The organism is Phytopseudomonas punonensis, from assembly GCF_900142655.1.
GTDB lineage: Bacteria > Pseudomonadota > Gammaproteobacteria > Pseudomonadales > Pseudomonadaceae > Aquipseudomonas > Aquipseudomonas punonensis.
In genome coordinates this window covers 24,493-49,484 of sequence record NZ_FRBQ01000001.1, presented here as the reverse complement: position 1 = coordinate 49,484, position 24,992 = coordinate 24,493, and the positions used below count along the sequence as shown (strand labels likewise).

General features: G+C 61.1%; 27 protein-coding genes. 23 read left to right on the top strand and 4 right to left on the bottom strand.

The features are described 5' to 3' along the window. Positions 1-61: 61 nt before the first annotated feature. The gene (suhB, locus tag BUC40_RS00220; protein ID WP_073261414.1) at positions 62-877 is read right to left on the bottom strand and encodes a type III secretion system regulator SuhB; all 816 of its coding nucleotides are present in this window, start codon (positions 875-877) and stop codon (positions 62-64) included. 128 nt (positions 878-1,005) lie between these two features. Between suhB and trmJ the strand changes: the two genes are divergently transcribed. From trmJ to BUC40_RS00115, 21 genes are all read left to right on the top strand, one after another. Further along, the gene (trmJ, locus tag BUC40_RS00215; protein ID WP_073261413.1) at positions 1,006-1,797 is read left to right on the top strand and encodes a tRNA (cytosine(32)/uridine(32)-2'-O)-methyltransferase TrmJ; all 792 of its coding nucleotides are present in this window, start codon (positions 1,006-1,008) and stop codon (positions 1,795-1,797) included. Continuing rightward, positions 1,790-2,569 carry a serine O-acetyltransferase gene (gene cysE / locus BUC40_RS00210; protein WP_073261412.1) on the top strand — a complete coding sequence of 260 codons (780 nt, stop codon included), beginning with the start codon at positions 1,790-1,792 and terminating at the stop codon, positions 2,567-2,569. The genes trmJ and cysE overlap by 8 nt, the downstream gene beginning before the upstream one ends. A gap of 149 nt (positions 2,570-2,718) precedes the next feature. Beyond that, complete coding sequence (gene iscR / locus BUC40_RS00205; protein WP_073261411.1) at positions 2,719-3,216, top strand: Fe-S cluster assembly transcriptional regulator IscR; 498 nt, start codon at positions 2,719-2,721, stop codon at positions 3,214-3,216. A gap of 43 nt (positions 3,217-3,259) precedes the next feature. Continuing rightward, on the top strand, positions 3,260-4,474 hold the full coding sequence (locus tag BUC40_RS00200) for an IscS subfamily cysteine desulfurase (RefSeq protein WP_073261410.1): 1,215 nt from the start codon (positions 3,260-3,262) through the stop codon (positions 4,472-4,474). Between the two features lie 41 nt (positions 4,475-4,515). Then, the gene (gene iscU / locus BUC40_RS00195) at positions 4,516-4,902 is read left to right on the top strand and encodes a Fe-S cluster assembly scaffold IscU (protein WP_070883324.1); all 387 of its coding nucleotides are present in this window, start codon (positions 4,516-4,518) and stop codon (positions 4,900-4,902) included. A gap of 12 nt (positions 4,903-4,914) precedes the next feature. Further along, entirely contained in the window at positions 4,915-5,238 is a 324-nt protein-coding gene (iscA, locus tag BUC40_RS00190; protein WP_070883323.1) for an iron-sulfur cluster assembly protein IscA, read from the top strand. Further along, complete coding sequence (gene hscB / locus BUC40_RS00185) at positions 5,238-5,765, top strand: co-chaperone HscB (protein ID WP_073261409.1); 528 nt, start codon at positions 5,238-5,240, stop codon at positions 5,763-5,765. The genes iscA and hscB overlap by 1 nt, the downstream gene beginning before the upstream one ends. Before the next feature lie 55 nt (positions 5,766-5,820). Beyond that, positions 5,821-7,686, top strand: a complete 1,866-nt coding sequence (hscA, locus tag BUC40_RS00180; protein WP_073261407.1) for a Fe-S protein assembly chaperone HscA — start codon at positions 5,821-5,823, stop codon at positions 7,684-7,686. Positions 7,687-7,689: 3 nt separating this feature from the next. Then, entirely contained in the window at positions 7,690-8,031 is a 342-nt protein-coding gene (fdx, locus tag BUC40_RS00175) for an ISC system 2Fe-2S type ferredoxin (RefSeq protein WP_073261405.1), read from the top strand. Positions 8,032-8,046: 15 nt separating this feature from the next. After that, positions 8,047-8,247 (top strand): Fe-S cluster assembly protein IscX, encoded by a 201-nt coding sequence (gene iscX / locus BUC40_RS00170; protein ID WP_042555297.1) that lies wholly within the window; start codon positions 8,047-8,049, stop codon positions 8,245-8,247. Between the two features lie 140 nt (positions 8,248-8,387). Further along, the gene (gene ndk / locus BUC40_RS00165) at positions 8,388-8,819 is read left to right on the top strand and encodes a nucleoside-diphosphate kinase (protein WP_073261403.1); all 432 of its coding nucleotides are present in this window, start codon (positions 8,388-8,390) and stop codon (positions 8,817-8,819) included. 25 nt (positions 8,820-8,844) lie between these two features. Continuing rightward, positions 8,845-9,993 carry a dual-specificity RNA methyltransferase RlmN gene (gene rlmN, locus BUC40_RS00160; RefSeq protein WP_073261401.1) on the top strand — a complete coding sequence of 383 codons (1,149 nt, stop codon included), beginning with the start codon at positions 8,845-8,847 and terminating at the stop codon, positions 9,991-9,993. A 10-nt stretch (positions 9,994-10,003) separates the two neighbouring features. Beyond that, positions 10,004-10,768: a type IV pilus biogenesis/stability protein PilW gene (pilW, locus tag BUC40_RS00155; protein ID WP_073261398.1), complete on the top strand. Its 765-nt coding sequence runs from the start codon at positions 10,004-10,006 to the stop codon at positions 10,766-10,768. After that, entirely contained in the window at positions 10,765-11,787 is a 1,023-nt protein-coding gene (locus BUC40_RS00150; RefSeq protein WP_073261395.1) for a RodZ domain-containing protein, read from the top strand. Before pilW ends, BUC40_RS00150 begins: the two co-directional genes overlap by 4 nt. A gap of 1 nt (position 11,788) precedes the next feature. After that, positions 11,789-12,901 carry a flavodoxin-dependent (E)-4-hydroxy-3-methylbut-2-enyl-diphosphate synthase gene (ispG, locus tag BUC40_RS00145; RefSeq protein ID WP_073261393.1) on the top strand — a complete coding sequence of 371 codons (1,113 nt, stop codon included), beginning with the start codon at positions 11,789-11,791 and terminating at the stop codon, positions 12,899-12,901. A 20-nt stretch (positions 12,902-12,921) separates the two neighbouring features. Continuing rightward, positions 12,922-14,211, top strand: a complete 1,290-nt coding sequence (gene hisS, locus BUC40_RS00140) for a histidine--tRNA ligase (RefSeq protein ID WP_073261390.1) — start codon at positions 12,922-12,924, stop codon at positions 14,209-14,211. A 34-nt stretch (positions 14,212-14,245) separates the two neighbouring features. After that, the gene (locus tag BUC40_RS00135; RefSeq protein WP_073263798.1) at positions 14,246-14,884 is read left to right on the top strand and encodes a tetratricopeptide repeat protein; all 639 of its coding nucleotides are present in this window, start codon (positions 14,246-14,248) and stop codon (positions 14,882-14,884) included. Further along, positions 14,877-16,028 (top strand): outer membrane protein assembly factor BamB, encoded by a 1,152-nt coding sequence (bamB, locus tag BUC40_RS00130; RefSeq protein WP_073261387.1) that lies wholly within the window; start codon positions 14,877-14,879, stop codon positions 16,026-16,028. The genes BUC40_RS00135 and bamB overlap by 8 nt, the downstream gene beginning before the upstream one ends. Positions 16,029-16,145: 117 nt before the next feature. Then, complete coding sequence (gene der, locus BUC40_RS00125; protein ID WP_073261384.1) at positions 16,146-17,618, top strand: ribosome biogenesis GTPase Der; 1,473 nt, start codon at positions 16,146-16,148, stop codon at positions 17,616-17,618. A 323-nt stretch (positions 17,619-17,941) separates the two neighbouring features. Beyond that, a complete protein-coding gene (locus BUC40_RS00120) occupies positions 17,942-18,619 on the top strand; it encodes a type 1 glutamine amidotransferase domain-containing protein (protein WP_073261382.1) in 678 nt (225 codons plus the stop codon). A 140-nt stretch (positions 18,620-18,759) separates the two neighbouring features. Beyond that, positions 18,760-20,883, top strand: a complete 2,124-nt coding sequence (locus BUC40_RS00115) for a TonB-dependent siderophore receptor (RefSeq protein WP_073261380.1) — start codon at positions 18,760-18,762, stop codon at positions 20,881-20,883. 231 nt (positions 20,884-21,114) lie between these two features. On the opposite strand, the gene BUC40_RS00110 is transcribed toward BUC40_RS00115, so the two are convergent. From BUC40_RS00110 to BUC40_RS00100, 3 genes are read right to left on the bottom strand one after another with little or no spacing between them, the layout of a single operon-like run. Beyond that, positions 21,115-21,906 (bottom strand): ABC transporter ATP-binding protein, encoded by a 792-nt coding sequence (locus BUC40_RS00110; protein ID WP_073261378.1) that lies wholly within the window; start codon positions 21,904-21,906, stop codon positions 21,115-21,117. Continuing rightward, a complete protein-coding gene (locus BUC40_RS00105) occupies positions 21,903-22,988 on the bottom strand; it encodes a FecCD family ABC transporter permease (RefSeq protein ID WP_208605734.1) in 1,086 nt (361 codons plus the stop codon). The genes BUC40_RS00110 and BUC40_RS00105 overlap by 4 nt, the downstream gene beginning before the upstream one ends. Then, positions 22,966-24,066 carry an ABC transporter substrate-binding protein gene (locus tag BUC40_RS00100; RefSeq protein WP_073261376.1) on the bottom strand — a complete coding sequence of 367 codons (1,101 nt, stop codon included), beginning with the start codon at positions 24,064-24,066 and terminating at the stop codon, positions 22,966-22,968. The genes BUC40_RS00105 and BUC40_RS00100 overlap by 23 nt, the downstream gene beginning before the upstream one ends. Positions 24,067-24,405: 339 nt before the next feature. Between BUC40_RS00100 and BUC40_RS00095 the strand changes: the two genes are divergently transcribed. Further along, positions 24,406-24,645 (top strand): type II toxin-antitoxin system RelE/ParE family toxin, encoded by a 240-nt coding sequence (locus BUC40_RS00095; RefSeq protein ID WP_244160605.1) that lies wholly within the window; start codon positions 24,406-24,408, stop codon positions 24,643-24,645. Between the two features lie 35 nt (positions 24,646-24,680). Continuing rightward, the gene (gene nadS, locus BUC40_RS00090) at positions 24,681-24,968 is read left to right on the top strand and encodes a NadS family protein (protein WP_073261369.1); all 288 of its coding nucleotides are present in this window, start codon (positions 24,681-24,683) and stop codon (positions 24,966-24,968) included. The last annotated feature ends 24 nt before the right edge of the window (positions 24,969-24,992 follow it).

The following is a 24,992-nucleotide window of genomic DNA, read 5'->3' as shown; positions in this document are numbered from 1 at the left end:
GAGCGCCTTTTTCATGGGCAATAAAAAACCGGCACAAGGCCGGTTTTTTATTGAGCTGCTGTTAGCGCTTGAGCGAGGCCGACAGGTGCGGCTGAATCGCGGTCAGGACGGCTTTGAAGCACTTAGTGTTGCCAGCAACGATCTGACCCTTCTCGAGGAATTCATGACCGCCGCTGAAGTCGCTGACCAGGCCGCCTGCTTCCTGAATCAGCAGGGCGCCCGCAGCCATGTCCCACTCGGACAGGCCGAATTCCCAGAACGCATCGAAACGGCCGGCGGCAACGTAGGCCAGGTCAAGGCTGGCGGCGCCAGCGCGGCGAACACCGGCAGTTTGGCCGACCAGGCTGCGGAACATGCCCAGATAGTTCTCGAGGTTGTCCAGTTGCTCATTGCGGAACGGGAAGCCGGTGCCCAGCAGTGCGCCGTCCAGGCTCTTGCGGGTGCTGACGCGCAGGCGGCGACCGTTCAGGGCTGCGCCGCGGCCGCGGCTGGCGGTGAATTCTTCCTGGCGAACCGGATCGATGATCACGGCGTGCTCGAGGCGGCCGCGGTATTTGCAGGCCACGCTCACGGCGAAGTGCGGAACGCCGCGGACGAAGTTGGTGGTGCCGTCGAGCGGGTCGATGATCCACTGATAGTCAGCGCCTTCGCCACTGCCTTCGAGCAGTCCGCCTTCTTCGCCAAGGAAGCTGTGAGTCGGGTACGCCTTGCGCAGCGCCTGCACGATCATCAGCTCGGCGCTGCGATCGATCTCAGTCACGTAGTCCTTGGCATCCTTTTCATCCACCGAGATGACATCCAGGCGTTCGATGGAGCGGAAGATCATTTCACCGGCGCTGCGGGCGGCGCGCAGGGCGATATTCAGCATGGGCTGCATGGAGGTTCACCTGGGGTCGTAATAAAGCCGGCCATTCTAGCAGAAAAGATTCGGGCGGTAAGTGCCGGCCGTGTACCGCGTGGCGTAAAGGAAGGGGCTTATGTAAGATTTGTCACCTTATTTATCCGATGCGGGCGTTTACCTTGCTGCAGAACATTCGAGTGGTACTGGTCAACACCAGTCATCCCGGCAATATCGGCGGGGTGGCCAGGGCCATGAAAAACATGGGGCTGTCTCGATTGATACTGGTCGAGCCGCGCCAGTTTCCCAGTGAAGAGGCGGTGGCAAGGGCTTCGGGCGCCACCGATATTCTCGACTCCGCGCAGGTGGTCTCCTGTCTTGAGGATGCCTTGGTCGGATGCAGCGTGGCGTTCGGAACCAGTGCTCGTGAGCGGCGTATCCCCTGGCCGCTGATCGACCCGCGCGAATGTGGCGTGGCGGCGGTGCAGAAGGCAGGCGAGGGTGGCGAGGTGGCGCTGGTATTCGGGCGCGAGCATGCTGGTCTGACCAACGAAGAGCTGCAGCGCTGTCATTTTCACGTGCATATCCCCTCCGATCCGGCATTCAGCTCGCTGAATCTGGCTGCTGCGGTGCAGGTTTTGACCTATGAGGTGCGCATGGCAGCCCTGGCGCTAGAAGCGGTACCAGTGCCTGTTCGTGAGGAGGTGGTTGTCGATGAGGGTGATCAGCCGGTGACGGCGGATGAAATGGAGTCCTTTTATGGGCACCTGGAAAAGTCGCTGGTGGAAATCGGCTTTCTGGATCCTGCCAGCCCGCGACACCTGATGAGTCGCCTGCGGCGTTTGTATGGACGCAGTGAAGTGACCCGTCTGGAAATGAACATTTTGCGCGGCATCCTGACCGAAACACTCAAGGCGGCGCGCGGTGAGCACCATAAGCGAGGAAAGGTCGATGTTTGAGCGCATGCGAGAAGATATCCAGGGTGTTTTTCATCGTGACCCGGCTGCGCGCAATGCCTTCGAGGTGGTGACCTGCTACCCCGGACTGCACGCGGTGTGGCTGCATCGCGCGGCCCATGCGCTGTGGGGCTCTGGCTGGAAGTGGCTGGCGCGGGGCGTGTCGAACTTTAGTCGTTGGCTGACCGGTATCGAAATTCATCCGGGGGCGGTGATTGGTCGGCGTTTTTTCATCGATCACGGGATGGGCATCGTCATTGGTGAAACTGCCGAAATTGGCGATGACGTGACGCTCTACCAGGGTGTGACCCTGGGTGGCACCAGTTGGAACAAGGGCAAGCGCCACCCAACGCTCGAAGATGGTGTGGTGGTGGGCGCTGGTGCCAAGGTGCTTGGGCCTTTTACGGTCGGTGCGGGTGCCAAGATCGGCTCCAATGCGGTCGTTACCAAGGCGGTTCCGGCAGGTGCCACAGCAGTCGGCATTCCAGCGAAAATCATCATCAAGGGCGATGACGGTCTTGAAGCGCAGCGCCAGGCGATCGCCGACAAGCTCGGTTTCGATGCCTATGGCGTCAGCCAGGACATGCCAGACCCGGTGGCGCGTGCCATTGGCCAGTTGCTCGATCATCTGCACGCGGTCGACAACCGGCTCGAAGGTATTTGCGGCGCGCTCGGCAAGCTCGGTAGTGATTACTGCGCCAAAGATATGCCGCAGCTGCGCGATGAAGATTTCGCGGGTGTCTGCAAGGAGCAGGACGGCAAGCCGGCTGCCTGATGCGGGCGGGGATGGGCTTTGCTATGATTCGCCGCCGGTTTTATAGGTAGGGTATCTAAAGCCTGAGTGTTTTAGTCGGACTTATAGTTGACTCAAATACTCGGGAAAGAGGATAATCGCTGCACATTGTGAATCCTTGGTAACCCTTCATGCGACTGACTACCAAAGGCCGATACGCCGTGACCGCCATGCTCGATCTGGCGCTGCATGCCCAGAACGGGCCGGTATCCCTCGCCGATATCTCCGAGCGTCAGGGTATTTCCCTTTCCTATCTCGAGCAGCTGTTTGCAAAGCTTCGCCGTGGAAGTTTGGTCTCCAGCGTGCGCGGTCCAGGTGGTGGTTATCAGCTGTCGCGAGACATGCAGGGGATCCAGGTTGCCGAAGTGATCGATGCGGTCAACGAGTCCGTCGATGCCACCCGTTGCCAAGGGCAGGGTGGTTGTCATTCCGGCGATATCTGCCTGACCCATCATCTGTGGTGCGACCTGAGCCAGCAGATCCACGAATTCCTCAGCGGCATCAGCCTGGCCGATCTGGTCACGCGCCGTGAAGTGCAGGAAGTCGCCCAGCGCCAGGATCAGCGTCGCTGCAATAACAATGGCAGGGCGCACCATCTGGATAAGATTGAAGCGTCCACCGTCGATTGAGCACGCAAGGCGCCGGCCTGATACCTGATTAGGAGATACCGAAATGAAATTGCCGATCTATATGGACTACTCCGCGACAACTCCGGTCGATCCACGTGTTGCGCAAAAAATGATCGAATGCCTGACCAATGACGGCAACTTCGGCAACCCTGCCTCGCGCTCCCACGTATTTGGCTGGAAAGCCGAAGAGGCCGTGGAAAATGCCCGTCGCCAGGTTGCTGAACTGGTCAGCGCCGATCCGCGTGAAATCGTCTGGACCTCCGGTGCGACCGAATCCGACAACCTCGCGATCAAGGGCATTGCAAACTTCTACGCCAGCAAGGGCAAGCACCTGATCACCTCGAAGATCGAGCACAAAGCTGTCCTCGATACCATGCGTCAGCTCGAGCGTGAAGGCTTCGAAGTGACTTACATCGAGCCCGGTGAAGATGGCTTGATCACCCCGGCCATGGTCGAGGCGTCGCTGCGTGAAGACACCATTCTGGTGTCGATCATGCACGTCAACAACGAAATCGGTACCGTCAATGACATCGCCGCGATCGGCGAATTGCTGCGCGCTCGTGGTGTGTTCTTCCACGTCGATGCTGCTCAGTCGACCGGCAAGGTCGAGATTGATCTGCAGGCTCTGAAGGTCGATTTGATGTCCTTCTCGGCGCACAAGACCTATGGCCCGAAAGGCGTTGGCGCCCTGTACGTTCGCCGTAAGCCGCGTGTGCGTCTGGAAGCCCAGACCCACGGTGGCGGCCACGAGCGCGGCATGCGTTCGGGCACCCTGGCGACTCACCAGTGCGTCGGCATGGGCGAAGCCTTCCGTATCGCCAAGGAAGAAATGGCTGCAGAGAACGCCAAAGTGTTGGCCCTGCGTGACCGCTTCTTCAAACATGTCGAAGATCTGGAAGAGCTGTACATCAACGGCAGCATGACTGCCCGTGTACCGCACAACCTGAACCTGAGCTTCAACTATGTCGAAGGCGAGTCGCTGATCATGGCTCTCAAGGATCTGGCGGTATCGTCCGGTTCGGCCTGTACCTCGGCCTCGCTTGAGCCGTCCTACGTGCTGCGCGCACTGGGTCGCAACGACGAATTGGCACACAGCTCCATTCGCTTCACCTTCGGCCGTTTCACCACCGAAGAAGAAGTCGACTACGCCGCCGAGAAAGTCCGTGAGGCGGTCACCAAGCTGCGCGATCTGTCGCCGCTCTGGGACATGTTCAAAGAAGGTGTCGACATTTCCAAAGTGGAATGGGCAGCACACTAAAAGCTGCCGGTGAGCGGCGCCTGATGAGAGAGGATTGAAAAATGGCTTACAGCGAAAAGGTCATCGACCACTACGAGAACCCGCGTAACGTCGGCAAGATGAACGCGGAAGACCCAGACGTCGGCACCGGCATGGTCGGCGCGCCGGCTTGCGGCGACGTGATGCGCCTGCAGATCAAGGTCAGCGACGCTGGTGTTATCGAAGACGCCAAGTTCAAAACCTACGGCTGCGGTTCCGCCATCGCCTCCAGCTCCCTGGCGACCGAGTGGATGAAAGGCAAGACCCTGGATGAGGCTGTCACCATCAGCAACACTCAGCTTGCCGAAGAACTGGCTCTGCCGCCCGTGAAGATTCACTGTTCCGTTCTCGCCGAGGACGCCATCAAGGCGGCAGTGCGCGATTACAAACAGAAGAAAGGTTTGCTCTAAGGAGGTTTGTCGATGGCTATCAGCATGACTCAGGCTGCCGCCCAGCATATCCAGCGTTCCCTCGACGGGCGCGGAAAAGGTGAGGGTATCCGCCTGGGTGTCCGCACCACGGGCTGCTCCGGTCTGGCCTACGTGTTGGAGTTCGTCGACGAAACCGCCGGCGAAGATCAGGTGTTCGAGAGCCATGGCGTCAAGGTGATCATCGATCCCAAGAGCCTGGTCTACCTCGACGGCACCGAGCTCGATTTCGTCAAGGAAGGGTTGAACGAAGGCTTCAAGTTCAACAACCCGAACGTCCGTGGCGAATGCGGCTGTGGCGAAAGCTTCAACATCTGATGAACAGCTCCGGTCCTTGTCATTTCGCCCTGTTCGAGCTGCAGCCGAGCTTTCGTCTGGATCTCGAGCAGTTGGCGGCGCGTTATCGCGAGCTGGCTCGCAGCGTGCACCCTGATCGCTTCGCCGATGCCTCCGAACGTGAGCAGCGCCTGGCGTTGGAGCGTTCGGCGAGCCTCAATGAGGCCTATCGCACGCTGAAGAGCGATTCGCAGCGCGCGCGCTACCTGTTGGCGATGCGTGGCCCCGAAGTGCCGCTGGAAGTCACGGTGCAGGATCCTGACTTCCTGATGCAGCAGATGCAGTGGCGTGAAGAACTCGAAGAGCTGCAGGACGAGGCCGATCTGACCGGTGTTGCCGCCTTCAAGGGTCGCCTGAAGATCGCTCAGCAACAATTGAACGAACGCTTCGCCGAGGCTTGGGAGGACAATGCGCGCCGAGAAGAGGCTGAACGCCTGATGCGCCGCATGCAGTTTCTCGACAAGCTTTCCCACGAGGTGCGCCAGCTCGAAGAGCGCCTCGACGATTAATGCTCGCGCGGCTGCCGTGGCCGTGCCTGACACCCCAGATAAGCACTGACTACCTATGGCTTTATTGCAGATTGCTGAGCCCGGACAGAGCCCACAACCACACCAGCGTCGGCTGGCGGTCGGGATTGATCTGGGCACCACCAATTCCCTGGTCGCTGCCGTGCGCAGCGGCGTCAGCGAACCGCTGCCGGATAGCGAAGGGCGCCTGATTCTGCCTTCGGCGGTGCGTTATCACGCCGATCGCGTCGAGGTAGGGGAGGCGGCTCGTCTCCAGGCTGCCAGTGATCCCTTCAACAGCATCCTGTCGGTCAAGCGCCTGATGGGGCGCGGCCTTGCCGATGTCAAGCAATTGGGTGAGCAGCTGCCTTACCGCTTCGTCGCTGGCGAGTCGCACATGCCGTTCATAGACACCGTGCAGGGGCTGAAAAGCCCTGTGGAAGTGTCTGCCGACATTCTGCGCGTTCTGCGTCAGCGTGCTGAAGCGACTCTGGGTGGCGAGCTGGTTGGCGCGGTCATCACTGTGCCGGCTTATTTCGATGACTCCCAGCGGCAGGCCACCAAGGACGCCGCGCGTCTGGCTGGGTTGAGCGTGCTGCGCCTGCTCAACGAACCCACCGCTGCTGCGGTCGCCTATGGCCTCGACCAGAAGGCCGAAGGCGTGGTGGCGATCTATGACCTGGGCGGCGGCACCTTTGATATTTCCATTCTGCGCCTGACCGGCGGTGTCTTCGAAGTGCTGGCTACCGGCGGCGACAGCGCCCTGGGTGGCGACGACTTCGATCACGCCATTGCTGGCTGGATCGTCGAGCAGGCTGGCCTGTCTGCCGATATCGAGCCGGGCGCCCAGCGCAGCCTGCTGCAGACGGCCTGCGCCGCCAAGGAAGCGTTGACCGCTTCTGAAAGTGTTGAGGTGGTGTTCGGCGAGTGGCGCGGTGCGTTGTCCCGTGCCCATTTCCAGGCGCTGATCGAGCCCATGGTGGCGCGCAGCCTGAAAGCCTGTCGCCGCGCCGTGCGTGATTCGGGGATCGAAGTCGAAGATGTCGGCGCCGTGGTCATGGTCGGTGGTTCGACCCGTGTGCCGCACGTGCGCGAGGCGGTCGGCGAGCTGTTTGGTCGTCAGCCGTTGACCGATATCGACCCTGATCAGGTGGTCGCCATCGGTGCGGCGATCCAGGCCGACGCGTTGGCTGGTAACCGCCGTGCCGACGGCGAAGAGTTGCTCTTGCTGGACGTCATCCCGCTTTCCCTGGGGCTGGAAACCATGGGCGGCCTGATGGAGAAGGTGATCCCGCGCAATACCACTATTCCCGTGGCCCGCGCGCAGGAGTTCACTACTTACAAAGATGGCCAGAGCGCCATGATGATCCATGTGCTGCAGGGCGAGCGTGAGCTGATCAGCGATTGCCGTTCCCTGGCGCGCTTCGAGCTGCGCGGCATCCCGCCCATGGTCGCGGGTGCAGCGAAGATTCGTGTGACCTTCCAGGTCGATGCCGACGGGCTGCTCAGCGTCAGTGCTCGCGAGCTAGCGTCGGGCGTCGAAGCCAGCATTCAGGTCAAACCTTCCTACGGCCTTACCGACGGTGAGGTGGCGCGCATGCTCAAGGATTCCTTCCAGCACGCCGGTGGCGACAAGGCTGCCCGCGCGCTGCGTGAGCAGCAGGTCGATGCACAGCGTCTGCTCGAAGCCGTTGAAGGTGCGCTGCAGGCCGACGGTGAGCGCCTGCTGGATGCCGAAGAGCGCATGGTCATCGAACTGCAGATGCAGGAATTACGTGATTTGTTGACGAGCACCGATGGCGTGGCCATCGAGCAGCAGACCAAGCGTCTGTCGCAGGTGACAGATGCCTTTGCCGCCCGGCGTATGGATTCGACGGTAAAAGCCGCGCTGGCCGGGCGCAGCCTGAATGAGATCGAGGAATAACTGATGCCCGTGGTAACTTTTCTGCCCCACGAGAAATTCTGCCCGGAAGGGTTGGTCGTGGAAGCTCAGGCTGGTACGTCCATTCTGGAGCTGGCTCACGAGCACCACATCGAGATGGAAAGTGCCTGCGGTGGTGTGTGTGCCTGCACCACGTGCCACTGCGTAGTGCGCAAGGGCTTCGACTCGCTCAACGAAGCCGATGAGCTTGAAGAGGATTACCTCGACAAGGCCTGGGGGCTGGAGGCACAGTCGCGTCTCGCCTGCCAGGCTATCGTCGGTGAGCAGGACATCACTGTCGAAATTCCCAAGTATTCGCTCAACCACGCCGCCGAAGCGCCGCACTGATCAGGAAGCCACAGCATGAGCCTGAAATGGGTTGATGTTCTTGAAATCGCCATCCAGCTCGCTGATGGCAAACCCGATGTAGATCCTCGTTACGTTAATTTCGTCCAGCTGCATCGCTGGGTGGTCGAGCTGCCAGAATTTTCCGACGATCCGCAGCGCGGCGGCGAAAAGGTACTCGAAGCCATTCAGGCTGCCTGGATCGAAGAAGCGCAGTAATCATTGGGGCCGGTTGATATGCGGCCCTTTATGCTGAGCAGCTAGCACCTTGGGGTAGCGCTCTTATGCTTTTGACTGGAACCCGCGTATAATTCGCGGGTTTAATTTTTGGCTTTAATCCACCGTTTCTGGAGTTTCACATGGCTGTTCAACGTACCTTCTCCATCATCAAGCCGGATGCCGTCGCTAAAAACGTTATCGGCAAGATCACCACCCGCTTCGAAGAAGCCGGCCTGCGCGTCGTTGCTTCCAAGCAACTGCAACTGTCCGAGCGCGAAGCTGCTGGCTTCTACGCCGAGCACAGCGAGCGCGGTTTCTTCAAAGACCTGGTCGCTTTCATGACTTCCGGTCCCGTCATCGTTCAGGTTCTGGAAGGCGAAAACGCCATCGCCAAAAACCGTGAGCTGATGGGCGCTACCAACCCGAAAGAAGCGGCTGCCGGCACCATTCGTGCTGACTTCGCCGTTTCCATCGACGAGAACGCCGTTCACGGTTCCGACTCGGAAGCTTCCGCTGCTCGCGAAATCGCTTACTTCTTCTCCGCTACTGAGGTAAACGCTCGCATTCGCTAAGGCGAAGCGTGCGAAGGTGACGTTCATGACCGACACGAATGGCAAAATCAACCTGCTGGGCCTGACCCAGCCGGAAATGGAGCAGTTCTTCGAGAAGCTCGGAGAGAAGCGCTTTCGTGCCGGTCAGGTCATGAAGTGGATTCACCACTTTGGCGTCGATGATTTCGCCGCCATGACCAACGTCGGCAAGGCCTTGCGCGAGAAGCTCGAGGCCACCGCCTACATTCGCGGGCCTGAAGTGGTCAGCGAAGATATTTCTACCGATGGCACCCGTAAGTGGGTCGTGCGTGTGGCGTCGGGCAGCTGCGTGGAAACCGTGTACATCCCCCAAGGTGGGCGTGGCACCCTGTGCGTTTCCTCGCAAGCCGGTTGTGCTCTGGACTGCAGCTTCTGCTCCACGGGTAAGCAAGGTTTCAACAGCGACCTCACCGCGGCCGAGATCATTGGCCAGGTGTGGATCGCCTGCAAGTCGTTCGGCAGTGTGCCGGCCACCATAGACCGCGCCGTCACCAACGTGGTGATGATGGGCATGGGCGAGCCGCTGCTGAACTTCGACAATGTCGTCGCAGCCATGAAAATCATGATGGACGACCTTGGCTACGGCATCTCCAAACGCAAGGTGACATTGTCCACCTCTGGCGTTGTGCCGATGATCGACAAGCTCGGTGAAGTGATCGACGTGTCGCTGGCGCTGTCGCTGCACGCGCCGAATGATGAGCTGCGTAGCCAGCTGGTGCCGATCAACAAGAAGTACCCGCTGGAGATGCTGCTCGCGGCCTGCCAACGCTACGTCTCGCGCCTTGGCGAGAAACGTGTGCTGACAGTTGAATACACTCTGCTCAAGGATGTGAACGATAAACTCGAGCACGCTGAGCAGATGGTTGCGCTGCTGGCGGACATCCCCTGCAAGATCAACCTGATTCCGTTTAACCCGTTCCCCCATTCCGGCTACGAGCGACCGAGCAACAATGCTATCCGCCGTTTCCAGGAACTGTTGCAAAAAGCCGGACATAACGTCACGGTGCGCACCACCCGTGGTGAAGATATCGACGCTGCCTGCGGGCAATTGGTTGGTCAGGTCATGGACCGCACCCGTCGCAGTGAGCGCTATATCGCCGTACGCCAATTGAATGGCGACGCGGGAACTCCACGCTCCACCGCCAGCCGTACCTGAGAGGATCTCCATGACCGCGCTGCGTTCCCTGTTGTTTGTGCTGATTGCCAGCCTGCTCACCGCCTGTGTCTCTACTGGTGACGTCGACCCGATGAAAACGTCCGAGGGGCGCAAGAAGGCTTACGACTCGTTCGTACAGTTGGGTATTGGCTATCTGCAGCAGGGTGAAACGGGCCCGGCCAAAGTGCCGTTGAAGAACGCACTGGATATCGATTCCTCGGCTCCCGATGCGCATGCGGTGCTGGCTCTGGTGTTCCAGCGCGAAATGGAGCCCAAGCTTGCTGACGAGCACTTTCGCAAATCGCTGTCGAGAAACCCGAAAGACGCGCGTTTGCTGAACAACTATGCCGGCTTCCTGTTCGAGCAGAAGCGTTACAAGGAAGCGATGGAACGTTACAGCCTGGCGGCTGAAGACAGCCTCTACCCGGAGCGCGCGCGGGTGTTCGAGAACATGGGTATGACCGCCATGATGCTCAACCAGCGCGAGCAGGCGAAAACCTATTTCGAGCGCTCCTTGCGCCTGAACAGCCGTCAGCCACGGGCCCTGTTGGAGATGGCCAATCTCTCCTTTGAGGATCGTCAATATGTGCCGGCACGCAGTTATTACGAGGGGTTCAGCGCGATTTCCGAGCAGAACGCCCGTAGCCTGTTGCTGGGCGCGCGCCTGGCCACGATCTTCGAGGATCGTGACCGTGCTGCCAGCCTTGGCCTGCAATTGAAACGTCTTTATCCCGGTACGCCGGAATATCAGCAATATCTGTCGGAGCAAAGATGAAAGCGGCCCAACCCGAAGTTGCAGCAGCTCATCGCGTCAATCCTGGAGAAGCCCTGCGCGCGGCGCGTGAGAGCCGAGGCTGGTCGGTAGCGGAAGTCGCCACCCAGCTCAACCTCACGCCGATGCGCCTGACCCAGTTGGAGGCCGGCGAGTTCGACAAGCTGCCAGGCAATACCTTCTCCCGTGGCTATATTCGTGCCTACGCCAAATTGCTGGGCCTGGAGCAAGCGCCGTTGGTAGCTGATTTCGATCAGTTCACCGGCAGCAACGCTACCGGCGCCAGCGTGCATGCGCTGGGTCGCATCGAAGAGCCGACCCGTTATTCGCAAAGCATCCTGCGCTTGGTCAGCTTCCTGCTGCTGCTCGGTGTCGGCAGTGCCTGCTTCTACTGGTGGCAGGATCAGGGCTGGCAACTCGACGACCTGAAAAATGTTGGCATGGGCCATGTCGAAGTTGAAGGCGCCGACGGCAGTACGCAGATTCATCCGCTCGATGAGCCGGAAGATCAAGCCGTTGCCGAAGCGCAGAACCAGGGCACCGATCTGCCACTGCCGGGCATCGCGGCTGAACAGTCGGAAAGTGCTGCGGGCGACGCGCCGGAAGCTACGGCGGGTGAGTTGCTCGAACAAAATCCGCCAGCTCAGGCCGCGCCTTCCGAACAGCCTGCCTCGCCTGCGCCAGCACCTGCACCATCGACTGCTACTGTTGCCCCAGCCGCACCCGTTACGCAAGCGCCTGCTGCAGCGCCTCAGCCGCAAGCCCCGGTGGCTGCCGGTGAAGGGCTGGTGAGCGTGAAGTTCACCGCCGATTGCTGGGTTCAGGTGACCGATGCCAACGGCAAAGTGGTTGCTAGTGGCCTGAAGCGTTCCGGTGACAGCCTCGACGTTCGCGGCCATGCGCCAATGGAACTGCGCCTGGGTTACGCCCGTGGCGCGCAGGTCAGTTACAACGGCGCTGCTGTCGACGTAACGCCGTATATCTCGAACGAGACCGCACGCATCAAGTTGGGTGGGCAGTAATATGCACGGCGAATCACCGATCAAACGTCGTATTTCCCGCAAGATCTGGGTCGGTTCGGTACCGGTTGGCGGCGATGCTCCTATCGCCGTGCAGAGCATGACCAACACCGATACCAATGATGTTGCCGCCACTGTCGAGCAGATTCGTCGCCTCGAAGCCGCTGGTGCCGACATCGTGCGTGTGTCTGTGCCGGACATGGACGCTGCCGAAGCCTTTGGCCGCATCAAACAGCAGGTCAACCTGCCGCTGGTGGCCGACATTCACTTCGATTACCAGATCGCCCTGCGTGTGGCTGAACTGGGCGTCGATTGCCTGCGCATCAACCCCGGCAACATCGGCCGTGAAGATCGCGTCAGGGCAGTGGTCGAGGCTGCGCGCGACAAGGGCATTCCGATCCGCATCGGCGTCAACGCCGGTTCGCTGGAAAAGGATCTGCAGAAGAAATACGGCGAGCCGACTCCCGAAGCACTGGTCGAATCCGCGTTGCGTCACGTCGAGCACCTCGACCGTCTGAACTTTCCTGACTTCAAGGTCAGTGTTAAGGCCTCCGATGTGTTCATGGCGGTCGAGGCGTATCGCCTGCTGGCCAAGCAGATCGAGCAGCCGCTGCACCTGGGCATTACCGAAGCCGGTGGCCTGCGTTCGGGCACTGTGAAGTCTTCCGTTGGCCTGGGGATGCTGCTCGCTGATGGTATTGGCGACACCATTCGTATTTCTCTGGCCGCCGATCCGGTGGAAGAGATCAAGGTCGGTTTCGATATTCTCAAGTCGCTGCGCCTGCGTTCGCGGGGCATCAACTTCATTGCGTGCCCAAGCTGCTCGCGGCAGAACTTCGACGTGGTCAAGACCATGAACGAGCTGGAAACCCGCGTTGAGGACCTGTTGGTACCTCTGGATGTGGCGGTTATCGGTTGCGTGGTCAACGGCCCCGGCGAGGCCAAAGAGGCGCATATCGGCCTTACCGGCGGCAGCCCGAACAACTTGGTCTACATCGACGGTAAGCCCGTCTCGAAACTGACCAACACCAATCTGGTGGATGAGCTGGAACAGCTGATCCGCGCCAAGGCGGCCGAGAAGGTCGCAGCCGACGCGGCAGTGATCGTGCGCGGCTGATCCGCGTCTAAGGAAAACAAGTGAGCAAGTCCCTGCAAGCCATTCGTGGCATGAACGACATCCTGCCGCAGCAGACGCCAGCCTGGCGTTATCTGGAGAGCACTCTGGCGACGCTGCTGGACAGTTATGGCTATCAGGAAATTCGCCTGCCGATTCTTGAGTTCACCGAGCTCTTTGCTCGCGGCATTGGCGAGGGCACTGATGTGGTCGATAAGGAGATGTACACCTTCCTCGACCGCAACGAAGAGTCCCTGACCCTACGCCCTGAAGGCACTGCCGGTTGCGTACGCGCGGTGCTCGAGCATGGCATGACCGGCGGTGGCCAGGTGCAGAAGCTGTGGTACGCGGGCCCCATGTTCCGCTACGAGAAACCGCAGAAGGGCCGCTATCGCCAGTTCCACCAGATCGGCGTTGAGGTCTTCAACCTGCCTGGGCCGGACATCGATGCCGAGCTGATCACCCTGACCTGGCGCCTGTGGAAGCAACTGGGTCTGAGCGATGCCGTGACCTTGCAGCTCAATAGCCTGGGCTCCAGCGAGGCCCGTGCGGTGTGTCGCGATGCACTGGTGGCTTATCTGCAGGAGCGCTTCGAGCAGCTCGATGAAGACAGCCAGCGCCGCCTGAAGACCAATCCGCTGCGCATTCTCGACAGCAAGAATGCCCAGACCCAGGCGCTGCTCGCCGACGCACCGACCCTGCACGACTACCTGGACGAAGAGTCCCGCGTGCACTTCGAGGGCCTCAAGGCGCGTCTGGATGCCGTCGGCATCAAATACGAAATCAACCCGAAGCTGGTGCGTGGCCTGGATTACTACGGCCGCACCGTATTCGAATGGGTTACCGACAAGCTCGGCTCGCAAGGCACCGTGTGTGCTGGCGGCCGTTACGACGGCCTGATCACCCAGTTTGGCGGCAAGCCGACGCCAGGTGTCGGCTTCGCCATGGGTGTCGAGCGTCTGGTACTGCTGCTGGAAACCCTGCAGCTTGTGCCGGCCGAACTCAATCGTCCTGCTGATGCGTTTATCTGCGCCTTTGGCGAGGCTGCCGAACTGGCTGCGCTGACGCTGGCAGAGAATCTGCGTAACGAAGTTCCGGGGCTGCGTCTGCTGGTCAACGCCGGCAGTGGCAGCTTCAAGAGCCAGTTCAAGAAGGCCGACAAGAGCGGAGCCCTGTATGCTCTGATTCTGGGTGAGGACGAACTGGCCAAGCGCGTGGTAGGTTGCAAACCTTTGCGCGATGACAGCGAACAACAAAGCATTGCCTGGTCGGATCTTGCCGGCCATCTGGCGTCCTGCACCAAGCAGGCTTGAGCGATTTAGCGATTAAGGAGTATCTGGGGTGGCGTTGAACAGCGATGATGATGAACTGGCCGGCCTGAAGGACTGGTGGGATCGTAACGGCAAGCCACTGCTGGCGGGCGGCGCTCTGGCGCTGATCGCTGTATTGGGCTGGCAGGGCTGGCACAAGTACCAGGCCAACCAGGCGCAGGGCGCGTCGGTTATCTATCAGCAACTGCTGGAGTCGGCGATGACCCCGAGCGGTCAGCCTGACGCCGCCAAGGTAGCGGCACTGGCTGGCGAGCTGAAGAAGGATTTCGGTGGCACCCAGTACGCCCAGTACGGCAGCCTGTTCGTCGCCAAGGTGGCGGTCGAGTCCGGCAAGCTGGACGATGCCGCGACCGAGCTGCGCAGCGTGGTCGACAAGCCTGCCAACGACACCCTCGGCGAACTCGCCCGTCAGCGTCTGGCGCGCGTGCTGGCTGCCCAGGACAAGGCTGAAGAAGGCCTGAAACTGCTCGAAGGCGACGCCGATCAGGCGTATCTGGCCAGCCGCGAAGAACTCAAGGGCGACCTGCTGGTGAAGCTGGGTCGTACCGATGACGCTCATGCAGCCTACGTAAAAGCCAAGGGTGCGCTGTCTGAAGAAGCCGCCGTTGGTGGTCTGCAGATGAAGATCGACGACCTGGCCAAAGGGGATGCATGACGTGATGCGTTGGAAGAATGCCGCAATGCTGGCCCTGGCCGTATTGGCTGTAGGTTGCAGCAGCAACAGCAAGAAAGAACTGCCGCCTGCCGAGCTTCCCAAGTTCACCGAGGAAGTGAAGCTGCAGAAAGAGTGGAGCCGCTCGATCGGTGACGGTCAGGGCGACATCTACAACATGCTCGAGCCTGTGGTCGATGGCGAGCAGATCTTCGCCGCTGACGTCGAAGGCCTGGTCGTAGCCATGGACCGCACCACCGGCAAGGTTGCCTGGAAAAAGGATCTCGACGTTCCGGTTTCCGGCGCTGTAGCGGCGGGCTACGGGATGATCGTGGTCGGCACCCTCAAGGGTGAAGTGATCGCGTTGGATTCTTCCAGCGGTGAAGAAAAATGGCGTTCCCGGGTCAAGAGCGAGGTGCTTTCTGCGCCGGCGATCAGCAGCGACACCGTGCTGGTACAGACTCAGGACGACACCCTCGTTGCACTGGACGCCTACAGCGGCCAGCAGCGTTGGATCTTCGAGAACACTCCGGCAGTGCTGAGCTTGCGTGGTACCGGCAGCCCGCTGCTGACCAACCAACTGGCTATCGCTGGCCTGTCCAGCGGCAAGGTGATTGCTCTGGACGTGCAACGTGGCATCCCGGTTTGGGAACAGCGCGTGGCGATTCCGCAAGGTCGTTCGGAGCTTGATCGTATCGTCGATATCGACGGCGGCCTGCTGCTCTCCGGTGGCCAGCTGTACGTAGTGACCTACCAAGGCCGCGTTGCGGCGCTGGATCTGCAGAGCGGCCGGGTGATCTGGCAGCGCGAGGCGTCCAGCTCCATGGGCGTGGCGCAGGGTTTCGGTAACGTTTACGTGACCCTGGCCAGCGGCACCGTGGAAAGTATCGACGAGCGTTCGGCGTCGGCACTGTGGAGCAACGATGCCCTGGCGCGCCGCCAGCTGTCGTCGCCGGCAGTGTTCTCCAGCTACGTCGCGTTTGGCGATCTGGAAGGTTACCTGCACCTGGTCAGCCAGGTCGATGGTCGCTTCGTCGGTCGTATCCGTATCGACAGCGACGGCCTGCGGGCTCGTCCGCTGGTGGTTGGCGACTGGCTGTATGCCTTCGGCAACGGCGGCAAACTGGTGGCGCTGACCATCAAGTAAGCCCAGCGCTTCGCTCGCCTGGCAGTGCCGGGCGAGCGGGGTGGATAGTGCGAGATTTGCGGCCGCTGCCTGTGCAGCGGCTTTTGTATTTTTTGAATTAACGAAGTGGAGAGCCGAATGGTTCCCGTAATTGCCCTGGTGGGCCGGCCGAACGTCGGCAAATCCACCCTGTTCAACCGCCTGACCCGCACCCGCGACGCGATCGTCGGGGACCTTTCGGGTCTGACCCGCGACCGCCAGTACGGCGAGGCCAAATGGCAGGGGCGCACCTATATCGTGATCGACACCGGCGGTATTTCCGGTGATGAAGAAGGCATCGACGCGAAGATGGCCGAGCAGTCCCTGCACGCCATTGAAGAAGCCGACGCTGTGCTGTTCTTGGTTGACGCCCGTGCTGGGCTTTCTGCCTCTGACCAGATGATTGGCGAGCACTTGCGCAAGCGCAACAAGCGCAGCTTCTTGGTGGTCAACAAGGTCGACAACATCGACCCGGATCTGGCCCGCGCCGAATTTGCCCCGCTGGGCATGGGCGAAGCCCTGGCCATCGCTGGCGCCCATGGTCGTGGTATTACCCAGATGCTCGAAGCTGCTCTGGGCAGCTTCCCCAAGGACGCTGGCGAGTTGGAGGATGGTGAAGAGCCTGAAATCGTCGCCGAAGGTGAGGAACCCAAGCGTATTCCCGGCCCGAGCGAGAAGGACGGCATCAAGCTGGCCATCATCGGTCGCCCCAACGTCGGCAAGTCGACCCTGGTCAACCGCATGCTCGGTGAAGACCGGGTCATCGTTTACGATCAGGCCGGCACTACTCGCGACAGCATCTACATTCCCTTCGAGCGCGATGACGAGAAGTACACCCTGATCGATACCGCTGGTGTACGTCGCCGCGGCAAGATCTTCGAAGCGGTGGAAAAGTTCTCGGTGGTCAAGACGCTGCAGGCCATTCAAGACTCCAACGTCGTGGTGTTCGTCATGGACGCCCGCGAAGGTGTGGTCGACCACGACCTCAACCTGCTTGGCTTCGTGCTGGAAAGTGGTCGTGCTCTGGTTATCGCCCTGAACAAGTGGGACGGCATGGAGCCCAGCGAGCGCGACTACGTGAAGACCGAGCTACAACGCCGGTTGTTCTTTGCCGACTTCGCCGATATCCACTTCATCTCGGCGCTGCATGGCACCGGTGTTGGCCATCTGTACAAGTCGGTGCAGGCTTCGTTCCAGTCGGCGATTACCCGCTGGCCGACCAACCGCCTGACGCAGATTCTCGAAGACGCCGTGCGTGAGCACGCGCCGCCGATGGTCAACAACCGTCGTATCAAACTGCGTTACGCCCACTTGGGTGGTGCCAACCCGCCGCTGATCGTGATCCACGGCAACCAGGTCGACGCGGTGCCCAAGTCGTATATCCGTTACCTGGAAAACACTTACCGTCGTGTGCTCAAGCTGGTCGGTACGCCGATCCGCATCGAGTTCAAAGGCGGCGAGAACCCGTATGAGGGCAACAAGAACACCCTCACCGATCGCCAGGTGAACAAGAAGCGCCGCTTGATGAGCCACCACAAGAAAGCCGACAAGAAGCGCAAAGACAAGCGCTGATTGGGCCAGGTGGCGACAGGTCGCCATAAGCAAACAGGGGTAGCTATCGAAAGGAGCTACCCCTGTTTCGTTTCTGCTACCAGAAAAAGGCGATTCGCTTGTAGATCGCCTTTTCGTTGCGGCGTGAGAGCTGCGTAGGCAAGGTAACGACATGCTGCGCGGGGTCGTCCGGACCCATGGCACGCTGGTGCTGGAGAACCGCCCGGCAGGCGGCCTGGCTGTCGAGCTGTGGCTGCCTGCCTGCGATGAATGAAAAGCTTTGGGCACTCCGCGCCGTTTTCAGCCACTAACTCAGAACCCTATCGACAAGTAAGGAGTTCACGATGAAAGTACTGATGGTGCTCACCTCCCACGACCAGCTCGGCAACACCGGTGCGAAAACCGGCTTCTGGCTCGAGGAGTTCGCCGCGCCTTACTACGTGTTCAAGGATGCCGGTGCCACAATCACGCTGGCGTCCCCGGCCGGCGGCCAGCCACCGCTGGACCCGAAAAGCGATGCAGCCGATGCGCAGACCGACGCCACCCGCCGTTTCAAGGCCGACGCCGAGGCCCAGCGCCAGCTGGCAGGCACCGTGAAGCTCGCCTCGGTGAACCAGCAGGACTTCGATACCGTGTTCTACCCAGGCGGCCATGGCCCGCTGTGGGACCTGGCCGAGTCGAGTGAGTCCATTGCCCTGATCGAAGCCTTCGAGCGCGCCGGCAAGCCGATTGGTTTCGTCTGCCATGCGCCGGGCGCGCTGCGCCACGTCAAGGCTGCTGATGGCAGCCCGTTGATCAAAGGGCGTCGTGTCACCGGTTTCAGCAACAGTGAAGAAGCCAGCGTGCAGCTCACCGACGTGGTGCCGTTTCTGATCGAAGACGAGTTTCAGAAGCTCGGCGGCAACTACGAAAAGGGCGAGGATTGGGGCTCGTTCGTGATCACGGATGGCAAGCTGGTCACCGGCCAGAACCCGGCCAGTTCCGAAGCTGCTGCCGAGGCGCTGCTCGCGCAGCTCAAGTAGTTGCTCAGGCTGCATTGCCGCAACGGTGATGCAGCCTGCGCGTTTCACAAACGGCTGGCATGAAGGTGATTATCCAATGCAATTGTGAGTGAATCGCAGCTGGATTAGAATCGCGACCCCTCTTCTCAGGATCGCCTTTCATGCGTTGGAGTCGTGCTTCAATTTGCCTGCTGTCGTTGTGCTCCGTTGCGGTTCACGCTGCATCTCTGGCTGTGCCAGAAGACGGCGCGTTGGAACTGCCCGACTCCGTAGTTACCGGTACCAGTGAAAGTGCGACCGGGCCTGTGCAAGGCTACGCTGCAACCCGTTCCGCCAGCGCCACACGCACCGATACCGCACTGCATGAAACACCGCAGTCGGTCAGCGTGGTGCCCCGCGATGTAATCGACGACATCTCCGCCACACGCCTGCAGCAAGCGCTGGATCAGGCCGGCGGCGTTGGCCGCGCCAACAACTTTGGTGGCCAGGGCCTCACCAACTTCACGGTGCGCGGTTTCACCTCTTCCGAGTTCTACCGCAACGGTTTTCCGATCAACCGCGGCTATCCCAACTCGCCGGACGCCTCCACCCTGGAGCGCGTAGAAGTGCTGCGCGGCCCGGCCGCCACGCTGTATGGCCGTGGCGACCCCGGCGGCACCTTCAACGTGGTCACCAAGCAGCCGCTGGACGAGCAGCGCACCACCATCGGCAGCCAGTTCACCGACCAGGGCCTGCGCCGTGGCACCCTGGACACGGGCGGCCCGCTGGACGAAGAAGGCCGCCTGGCCTATCGCCTGAACGTGGTGGGCGAGGGCGGCGACAGCTTCCGTGACGATGTGGAGAGCGAGCGCTACGGCATCGCCCCGGTGCTCAGCTGGCAGGTGTCCGACGACACGCGCATCACCCTCGAAGGTGATTTCATGCGTAACAATCACCCGCTCGATCGTGGTATTACGCACTTCCCGGGTCAGCGCGGCACGCCCAGCCATTCCACCTATTACTGGGGGAAGGGCACCGACAATATGCTGCATAACGACAACGACATGGTGCAGCTACGTTTCGAGCATCAGCTCAATGACGATTGGTCGTTGGCTGGCGGTTATCAGTACCTAGACGGTTCCCTCAAGGGGAACGCGGTCGAGGCCAACGGCATCGCCAACGATGGTGTGACGCTGGGTCGTAACTTCAGCTACCGCAAGCTGGAATGGACCGACCACAACTACCAGCTGAACCTGACTGGCAACTTCGAGACGGCGGGCTTCGCTCACACGCTGATCACCGGCGTGGAGTACGAGGATTACGATTACCGCTCGATCATCAGCCGCTCGCCTGGTGGTATTACCTATCCGATCAATATCTTCGATCCGGTGCTCAACCAGCCACGGCCAGCGCTGACCCGCACACCGACCCACGACCATGAAACCCTGAAGACCTGGGCTGCCTTCGTGCAGGACCAGATCGCGCTCACCGAGCGTTTCAAGGTGTTGGGCGGCGTGCGCCTTGAGCGCTTCGAGCATAAATACGACGACCTGACGGTGGCCAATCGTGATTGGCAGAAGGCCGAAAATGCCGTGACCCCGCGTGTCGGAGTCATCTACGACCTGACCGACAGCGTCGCCATCTACGCCAACGCCTCCAAGTCTTTCAAGCCCAACTCCGGCACCGCGCGCCAGAGCAATGCGGGTTTCGAACCGGAAAAAGGCAAGGCCTACGAGCTGGGTATGAAGTGGGCGGCGCTGGATGGCTTGCTGAATATCGACGCAGCGGTTTTCCACACCATCAAGGAAAACGTGCAGGGGATCGACCCGACCGATGATGCTTTCCGTATCGTCGCTGGTGAAGTACGCAGCCGTGGATTCGAGGTCAACGTGGCCGGCGAGCTGACGCCCGAGTGGCGAGTGATCGGCGGCTACGCCTATGTGGATGCCGAAGTCACAGAGGACAGCACGCTGCCCAAAGGCACGCGCCTGGCCAATATCCCGCGCAATGCCTTCAACCTGCTCAACGTCTACGAGTTCCAGGACGGCGTCTGGCGCGGCCTGGGCCTGGGCGTCAACCTCAAGTACGTGGATCAGCGTGCTGGGCAGACCGCCGCGAACACCTTCACCATGGACGACTACACCGTCACCGACCTGCTGAGTTTCTACAAGGTCAACGAGCAGCTGCGTCTGAATCTGGATGTGCGCAACGTGTTCAACAAGGGCTACGAAGAAAGCTCGTGGAACAACTACGCCTACCCGGGCGAGCCACGTACCGTGCAGACCGGCTTCACCTACACCTTCTGATAACCCGTGGCGCTCAGAACCTATTCATGATCGTCCAGACCTGATTCTTCGATTTTGGTAGATAAGCGGCGGGAGCGGACATAGATCGCTGCTGCTTTTGTAGGAGTGGCTTTTGCCGCGAGCTCTTTGTCGGCCTTGATAAAAAGCTCGGGGCTGAAGCCCCTCCTACGAGATCGCTGTATGTCCGCCTTGCAGTTGCAGCTTTAGCGCATAAAGATCGTGGACAGCTTCTCAGGCGAAAGCCTGAGCGCTTAGCGGTTGCACCACCGGCCGGCCCTGACGGTCCTTCAGAATATCCACCGCCACGCCATAAGTGCTCTGCAGCAACGCTGCAGTGACGATCTCGCCTGGGTGACCGCTGGCGGCCAGCTTGCCGTCGACCAGCACCAGCAGGTTGTCGGCATACTGGCAGGCCAGGTTCAGGTCATGCAGCACCACCACGGTCACCAGGTTGCGGCTGCGGGTTTCCTGGCTTACGCGGTCGAGCAAGGCGATCTGGTGGCGCAGGTCTAGGGCGCTGACGGGCTCGTCGAGCAGCATCACCTTGGGTTCGCGCATCAGCACCTGGGCGAAGAACGCCATCTGCCGCTGCCCGCCGCTGAGCGAGCCAATGCTGCGCCCGGCGAGATGGGCGATACCGACTTGCGAGAGCTTTTCCATGGCGCGCTGCAGCAGCGCGTCATCGAGACGCAGGCCGATCTGCCCGAGGTTGCCCAGCACCACCACTTCGAGCACCGACAACGACACCTCGGTGCTGCAGTCCTGGGGCATATAGGCGAAGTCGCGGCGCCAGGCTTCCAACACCCGTCGACCCGGTGCCTGGGCGCTGCGGCTGTGCTCGCCATGGGTGATGGCGCCGCCGGCCAGCGGCAGATCGCCGGCCATGGCGCGCAGCAGGGTGGTCTTGCCGGTGCCGTTGGGGCCCAGCACCACGTGGATGGCGCCCGGCTCCAACGTGGTACTCAGGCCATGCAGGATGGTGCGCCCGGAGCGGGCGAGGGCGAGGTTGTCGAGCTGGATCATGAGCGGCCTCGCTGCGGGGCGAAGATCAGCCAGAGCAGGAACGGCACACCGACGATGGCAGTGACGATACCGATGGGAAACAGCGCGCCCGGCACGATGGATTTGGACAGCACCGACGCCGCCGACAGCATGAACGCACCACAGATGGCCGACAGCGGCAGCAAGAAGCGCTGATCCTCGCCGACCATCATCCGCGCGATATGCGGCGACACCAGGCCGACGAAGCCGATCACGCCGACGAAGCTGGTCGCCGTGGCGGTCATTACCGCGACCAGAATTAGGATTTTCAGGCGCAGCACGCGGATGTTCACACCCAGGCTCACCGCGCGGGTTTCGCCCAGGCTAAGGGCCGCCAGCTTCCAGGCATCGCCCATCAGGATCACGCAGCAAAGCAGGGTCACACCGGCGGTGATGCCGAGCGTCGTCCAGGTCGCCTTGCCGAGGTTGCCGAACAGCCAAAAGAGGATTTGCTGCGACAGCTCAGGCGAAGACAAGAACTGCACCAGCGACAGCAGAGACTGGAACAGGAACAGCATGGCGATGCCGCCCAGGATGATGGTGTGGCTGCCGGCGTGGCGCATCGTGGCTAGGGCGAACAGAAACACCACTGCCAGCATCGAGCAGGCGAAGGCGCCCAGCGGCACGCCGATCAGCGGGCCGAGGCCGAAGCTGCCGAAGGCCAGGCTCAGCGCCGCGCCAAAGCCGGCCGCGGCAGCCATACCCAGGGTGTAGGGGCTGGCCATGGGGTTGTTGAGCAGGGTCTGCATCTGCGCGCCACCGGCGCCGAGGGAGGCACCGACGGCTAGGGCCATCAGCGCCACGGGCAGGCGCAGGTCATGCACGATAGTGTCGGTCATCGCCGGGCGCTCGCCGATGTCCAGCAGCGAACGCAGCACGTCCCACGGCGAGAGCATCGACGGCCCGGTGGCGATATCCAGCACTAGGCAGGCGCCGCACAAGAGGGTGAACAGCAGGCAGTTGCGCCAGCGCTTGCGTTCGCGCAAGCGGTGCTCGGCGATGGCGTCGCGCTCGACCGCAGTCGGCACCACGGTTTCCGGCTTATTCATGGGCGCTGACGGCATAGGTGCCCTCGAGCGGGATCGGCAGGTACTTACGGTAGTAATTCTGGTAGTTGGCCATAGGGTCCAGGTCGGCGAATAGGTCCGGGTACAGCTGCTTGGCGATGAACTGCAGCATGGTGAAGTCGCCCAGGCTGCGCGAGGCACCCTGGTAAACGCCGTACAAACGACCGTCACGAATCGCCGGCAGTTCCGCCCAGCCCGGGCGTGCGGCGAAGGCATGCAGCTGCTTGCGTGCCGTGGCTGCGTCCACGCCAGGGCCCATGGACAGGGCGGTGGGGTTGGTGTTGTCTTCACGGCCGGAAATGATGATCACCTCGGGGCGCGCCACCAGCACCTGCTCCGGGTTGATCTGGCCCCAGTCGCGCACGTACGGCGCGGCGATATTGTCGCCACCGACCGCGATGGCCATGGCGCCCCACATGTTCTTGCCGTAGGTGAAGGAGTATTCGGCCGGGCCCTTGTTGCCGAACTCGATATAGATGCGCGGCTTGGGCTTGTTGGCCTTGGCGATGCGTGCCTCGATGTCCTTGACCGCCGCGCTGTACAGGTCCGCCAGCTCACGGGCGCGGGCCTGCTGGCCGGTCACTTCACCGAGCAGCAGGGTGGACTTCACATGGCGCTCCAGGGTCTGGGCGTTGTAGTCGATCACCAGCACCGGCACGCCGGCCTTCTCCAGCCGCGCCACCTCATCGGGCAGCGCCTGGAATTGCCAGTCGGTCAGCACCAGCAGATCCGGCTCCAGGCTCAGCACCTTCTCCACCGAAAAACTCTGGGTTTCCACCTCACCAACATCGGCCAGGGTGTCCAGCCGCGGGTAGTGCTCCACATAACGCTTCCAGATCGTCGGCACCTTGCGCTCCCAGGCCCCGCGGGAAATCCCCACCACCGAATCGAACGCCTTCTCGCCACCGACGGCCGCGTAATCCTCGAAGTTGAAGCCCAGCACCACCCGCTTGGCCGGCAACGCCACCTCCACGCTACGGCCCAGCACATCGACCACCTGCGCGGCATGACAAAGGCTAGAAAGAAGAAAAGCGATAACCATTACTACTAGCGGGCAAGCGCGTTGCTTGTTCATCGTCTCGGTGTCCGTTTTTACCGTGGGGTGCGTTGGGTCAGAGGGGCGCGAATAGCTCTGCGAGGACAGGGCTTTGGTGGGGAAGGTGAGTAAGGGACTCGAACCCTTTGTTCAGCTCACGCAATGCCCCTGCCGTACTCGTGTGCGCGCGGATTTTACACGCTTTCTGTTGCCGCCGCGCCGCAGCGGTTTCGGCGCCGGAATGCTCGGGGTTGGTTAGGCTGCCAAAGGGTTATCACGCAGCTACCGCCCGGCAGCCAATTGAAGGGAGGTACGCCATTGGCGTACTGTTGCGCATGATCTATCGAGACCCCGGTTTTCACCAGGCGCTTGAAAGAGCTGTTGGCAGACGACAGCTACGCCGCGTTTCAGCGCGCCTTGGCGGAGCGCCCGGATCTGGGCGATGTAATCGAAGGCACGGGCGGTATCCGCAAGGTGCGGGTTGCTTCCAGTGGCGACGGCAGGCGCGGTGGGTCCAGGGTCATCTATTACCACTTCACGTCGGCGTCGCAGATCGTCTTGTTGCTGATCTATCCCAAGAACGAGACGGATGATCTGCCGGCAGACGAGCGTAAATAGCTCAAGCAAATCATAGAGCGGTGGAGGTAGTCACCATGAGCAAGTTCTTCGACGAGCTGCTGGAAAGCGTCCAGCAGATGGACGAAATTCACCGCGGCGAACGGCAGCCATCCCGAGAATTCACCGTGGATGCCCTGCAGGTGAAACAGATCCGCAAGGCCACCGGCCTCACCCAAGCCAAGTTCGCTGCCATGATCGACGTGCAACTTGGCACTCTGCGCAACTGGGAACAAGGCCGCCGCGAACCGACCGGCCCGGCCAAGGCGTTGCTGCGTGCCATTTATAACGACCCAAAATATGTTATTCAGGCGTTGTCTGGCTAGCAGTCTTTGGGCGCTAAATGAATC

Coding starts and splice junctions, on each gene's coding strand:
- BUC40_RS00105 (WP_208605734.1), bottom strand. CDS start 22,988: ATGCCGTCAGCGCCCATGAATAAGCCGGAAACCGTGGTGCCGACTGCG.
- BUC40_RS00115 (WP_073261380.1), top strand. CDS start 18,760: ATGCGTTGGAGTCGTGCTTCAATTTGCCTGCTGTCGTTGTGCTCCGTT.
- bamB (WP_073261387.1), top strand. CDS start 14,877: ATGCATGACGTGATGCGTTGGAAGAATGCCGCAATGCTGGCCCTGGCC.
- nadS (WP_073261369.1), top strand. CDS start 24,681: ATGAGCAAGTTCTTCGACGAGCTGCTGGAAAGCGTCCAGCAGATGGAC.
- ispG (WP_073261393.1), top strand. CDS start 11,789: ATGCACGGCGAATCACCGATCAAACGTCGTATTTCCCGCAAGATCTGG.
- iscX (WP_042555297.1), top strand. CDS start 8,047: ATGAGCCTGAAATGGGTTGATGTTCTTGAAATCGCCATCCAGCTCGCT.
- cysE (WP_073261412.1), top strand. CDS start 1,790: ATGTTTGAGCGCATGCGAGAAGATATCCAGGGTGTTTTTCATCGTGAC.
- ndk (WP_073261403.1), top strand. CDS start 8,388: ATGGCTGTTCAACGTACCTTCTCCATCATCAAGCCGGATGCCGTCGCT.
- hscB (WP_073261409.1), top strand. CDS start 5,238: ATGAACAGCTCCGGTCCTTGTCATTTCGCCCTGTTCGAGCTGCAGCCG.
- BUC40_RS00150 (WP_073261395.1), top strand. CDS start 10,765: ATGAAAGCGGCCCAACCCGAAGTTGCAGCAGCTCATCGCGTCAATCCT.
- iscR (WP_073261411.1), top strand. CDS start 2,719: ATGCGACTGACTACCAAAGGCCGATACGCCGTGACCGCCATGCTCGAT.
- trmJ (WP_073261413.1), top strand. CDS start 1,006: ATGCGGGCGTTTACCTTGCTGCAGAACATTCGAGTGGTACTGGTCAAC.
- iscA (WP_070883323.1), top strand. CDS start 4,915: ATGGCTATCAGCATGACTCAGGCTGCCGCCCAGCATATCCAGCGTTCC.
- BUC40_RS00100 (WP_073261376.1), bottom strand. CDS start 24,066: ATGAACAAGCAACGCGCTTGCCCGCTAGTAGTAATGGTTATCGCTTTT.
- suhB (WP_073261414.1), bottom strand. CDS start 877: ATGCAGCCCATGCTGAATATCGCCCTGCGCGCCGCCCGCAGCGCCGGT.
- BUC40_RS00120 (WP_073261382.1), top strand. CDS start 17,942: ATGAAAGTACTGATGGTGCTCACCTCCCACGACCAGCTCGGCAACACC.
- rlmN (WP_073261401.1), top strand. CDS start 8,845: ATGACCGACACGAATGGCAAAATCAACCTGCTGGGCCTGACCCAGCCG.
- BUC40_RS00110 (WP_073261378.1), bottom strand. CDS start 21,906: ATGATCCAGCTCGACAACCTCGCCCTCGCCCGCTCCGGGCGCACCATC.
- hscA (WP_073261407.1), top strand. CDS start 5,821: ATGGCTTTATTGCAGATTGCTGAGCCCGGACAGAGCCCACAACCACAC.
- iscU (WP_070883324.1), top strand. CDS start 4,516: ATGGCTTACAGCGAAAAGGTCATCGACCACTACGAGAACCCGCGTAAC.
- pilW (WP_073261398.1), top strand. CDS start 10,004: ATGACCGCGCTGCGTTCCCTGTTGTTTGTGCTGATTGCCAGCCTGCTC.
- der (WP_073261384.1), top strand. CDS start 16,146: ATGGTTCCCGTAATTGCCCTGGTGGGCCGGCCGAACGTCGGCAAATCC.
- fdx (WP_073261405.1), top strand. CDS start 7,690: ATGCCCGTGGTAACTTTTCTGCCCCACGAGAAATTCTGCCCGGAAGGG.
- BUC40_RS00200 (WP_073261410.1), top strand. CDS start 3,260: ATGAAATTGCCGATCTATATGGACTACTCCGCGACAACTCCGGTCGAT.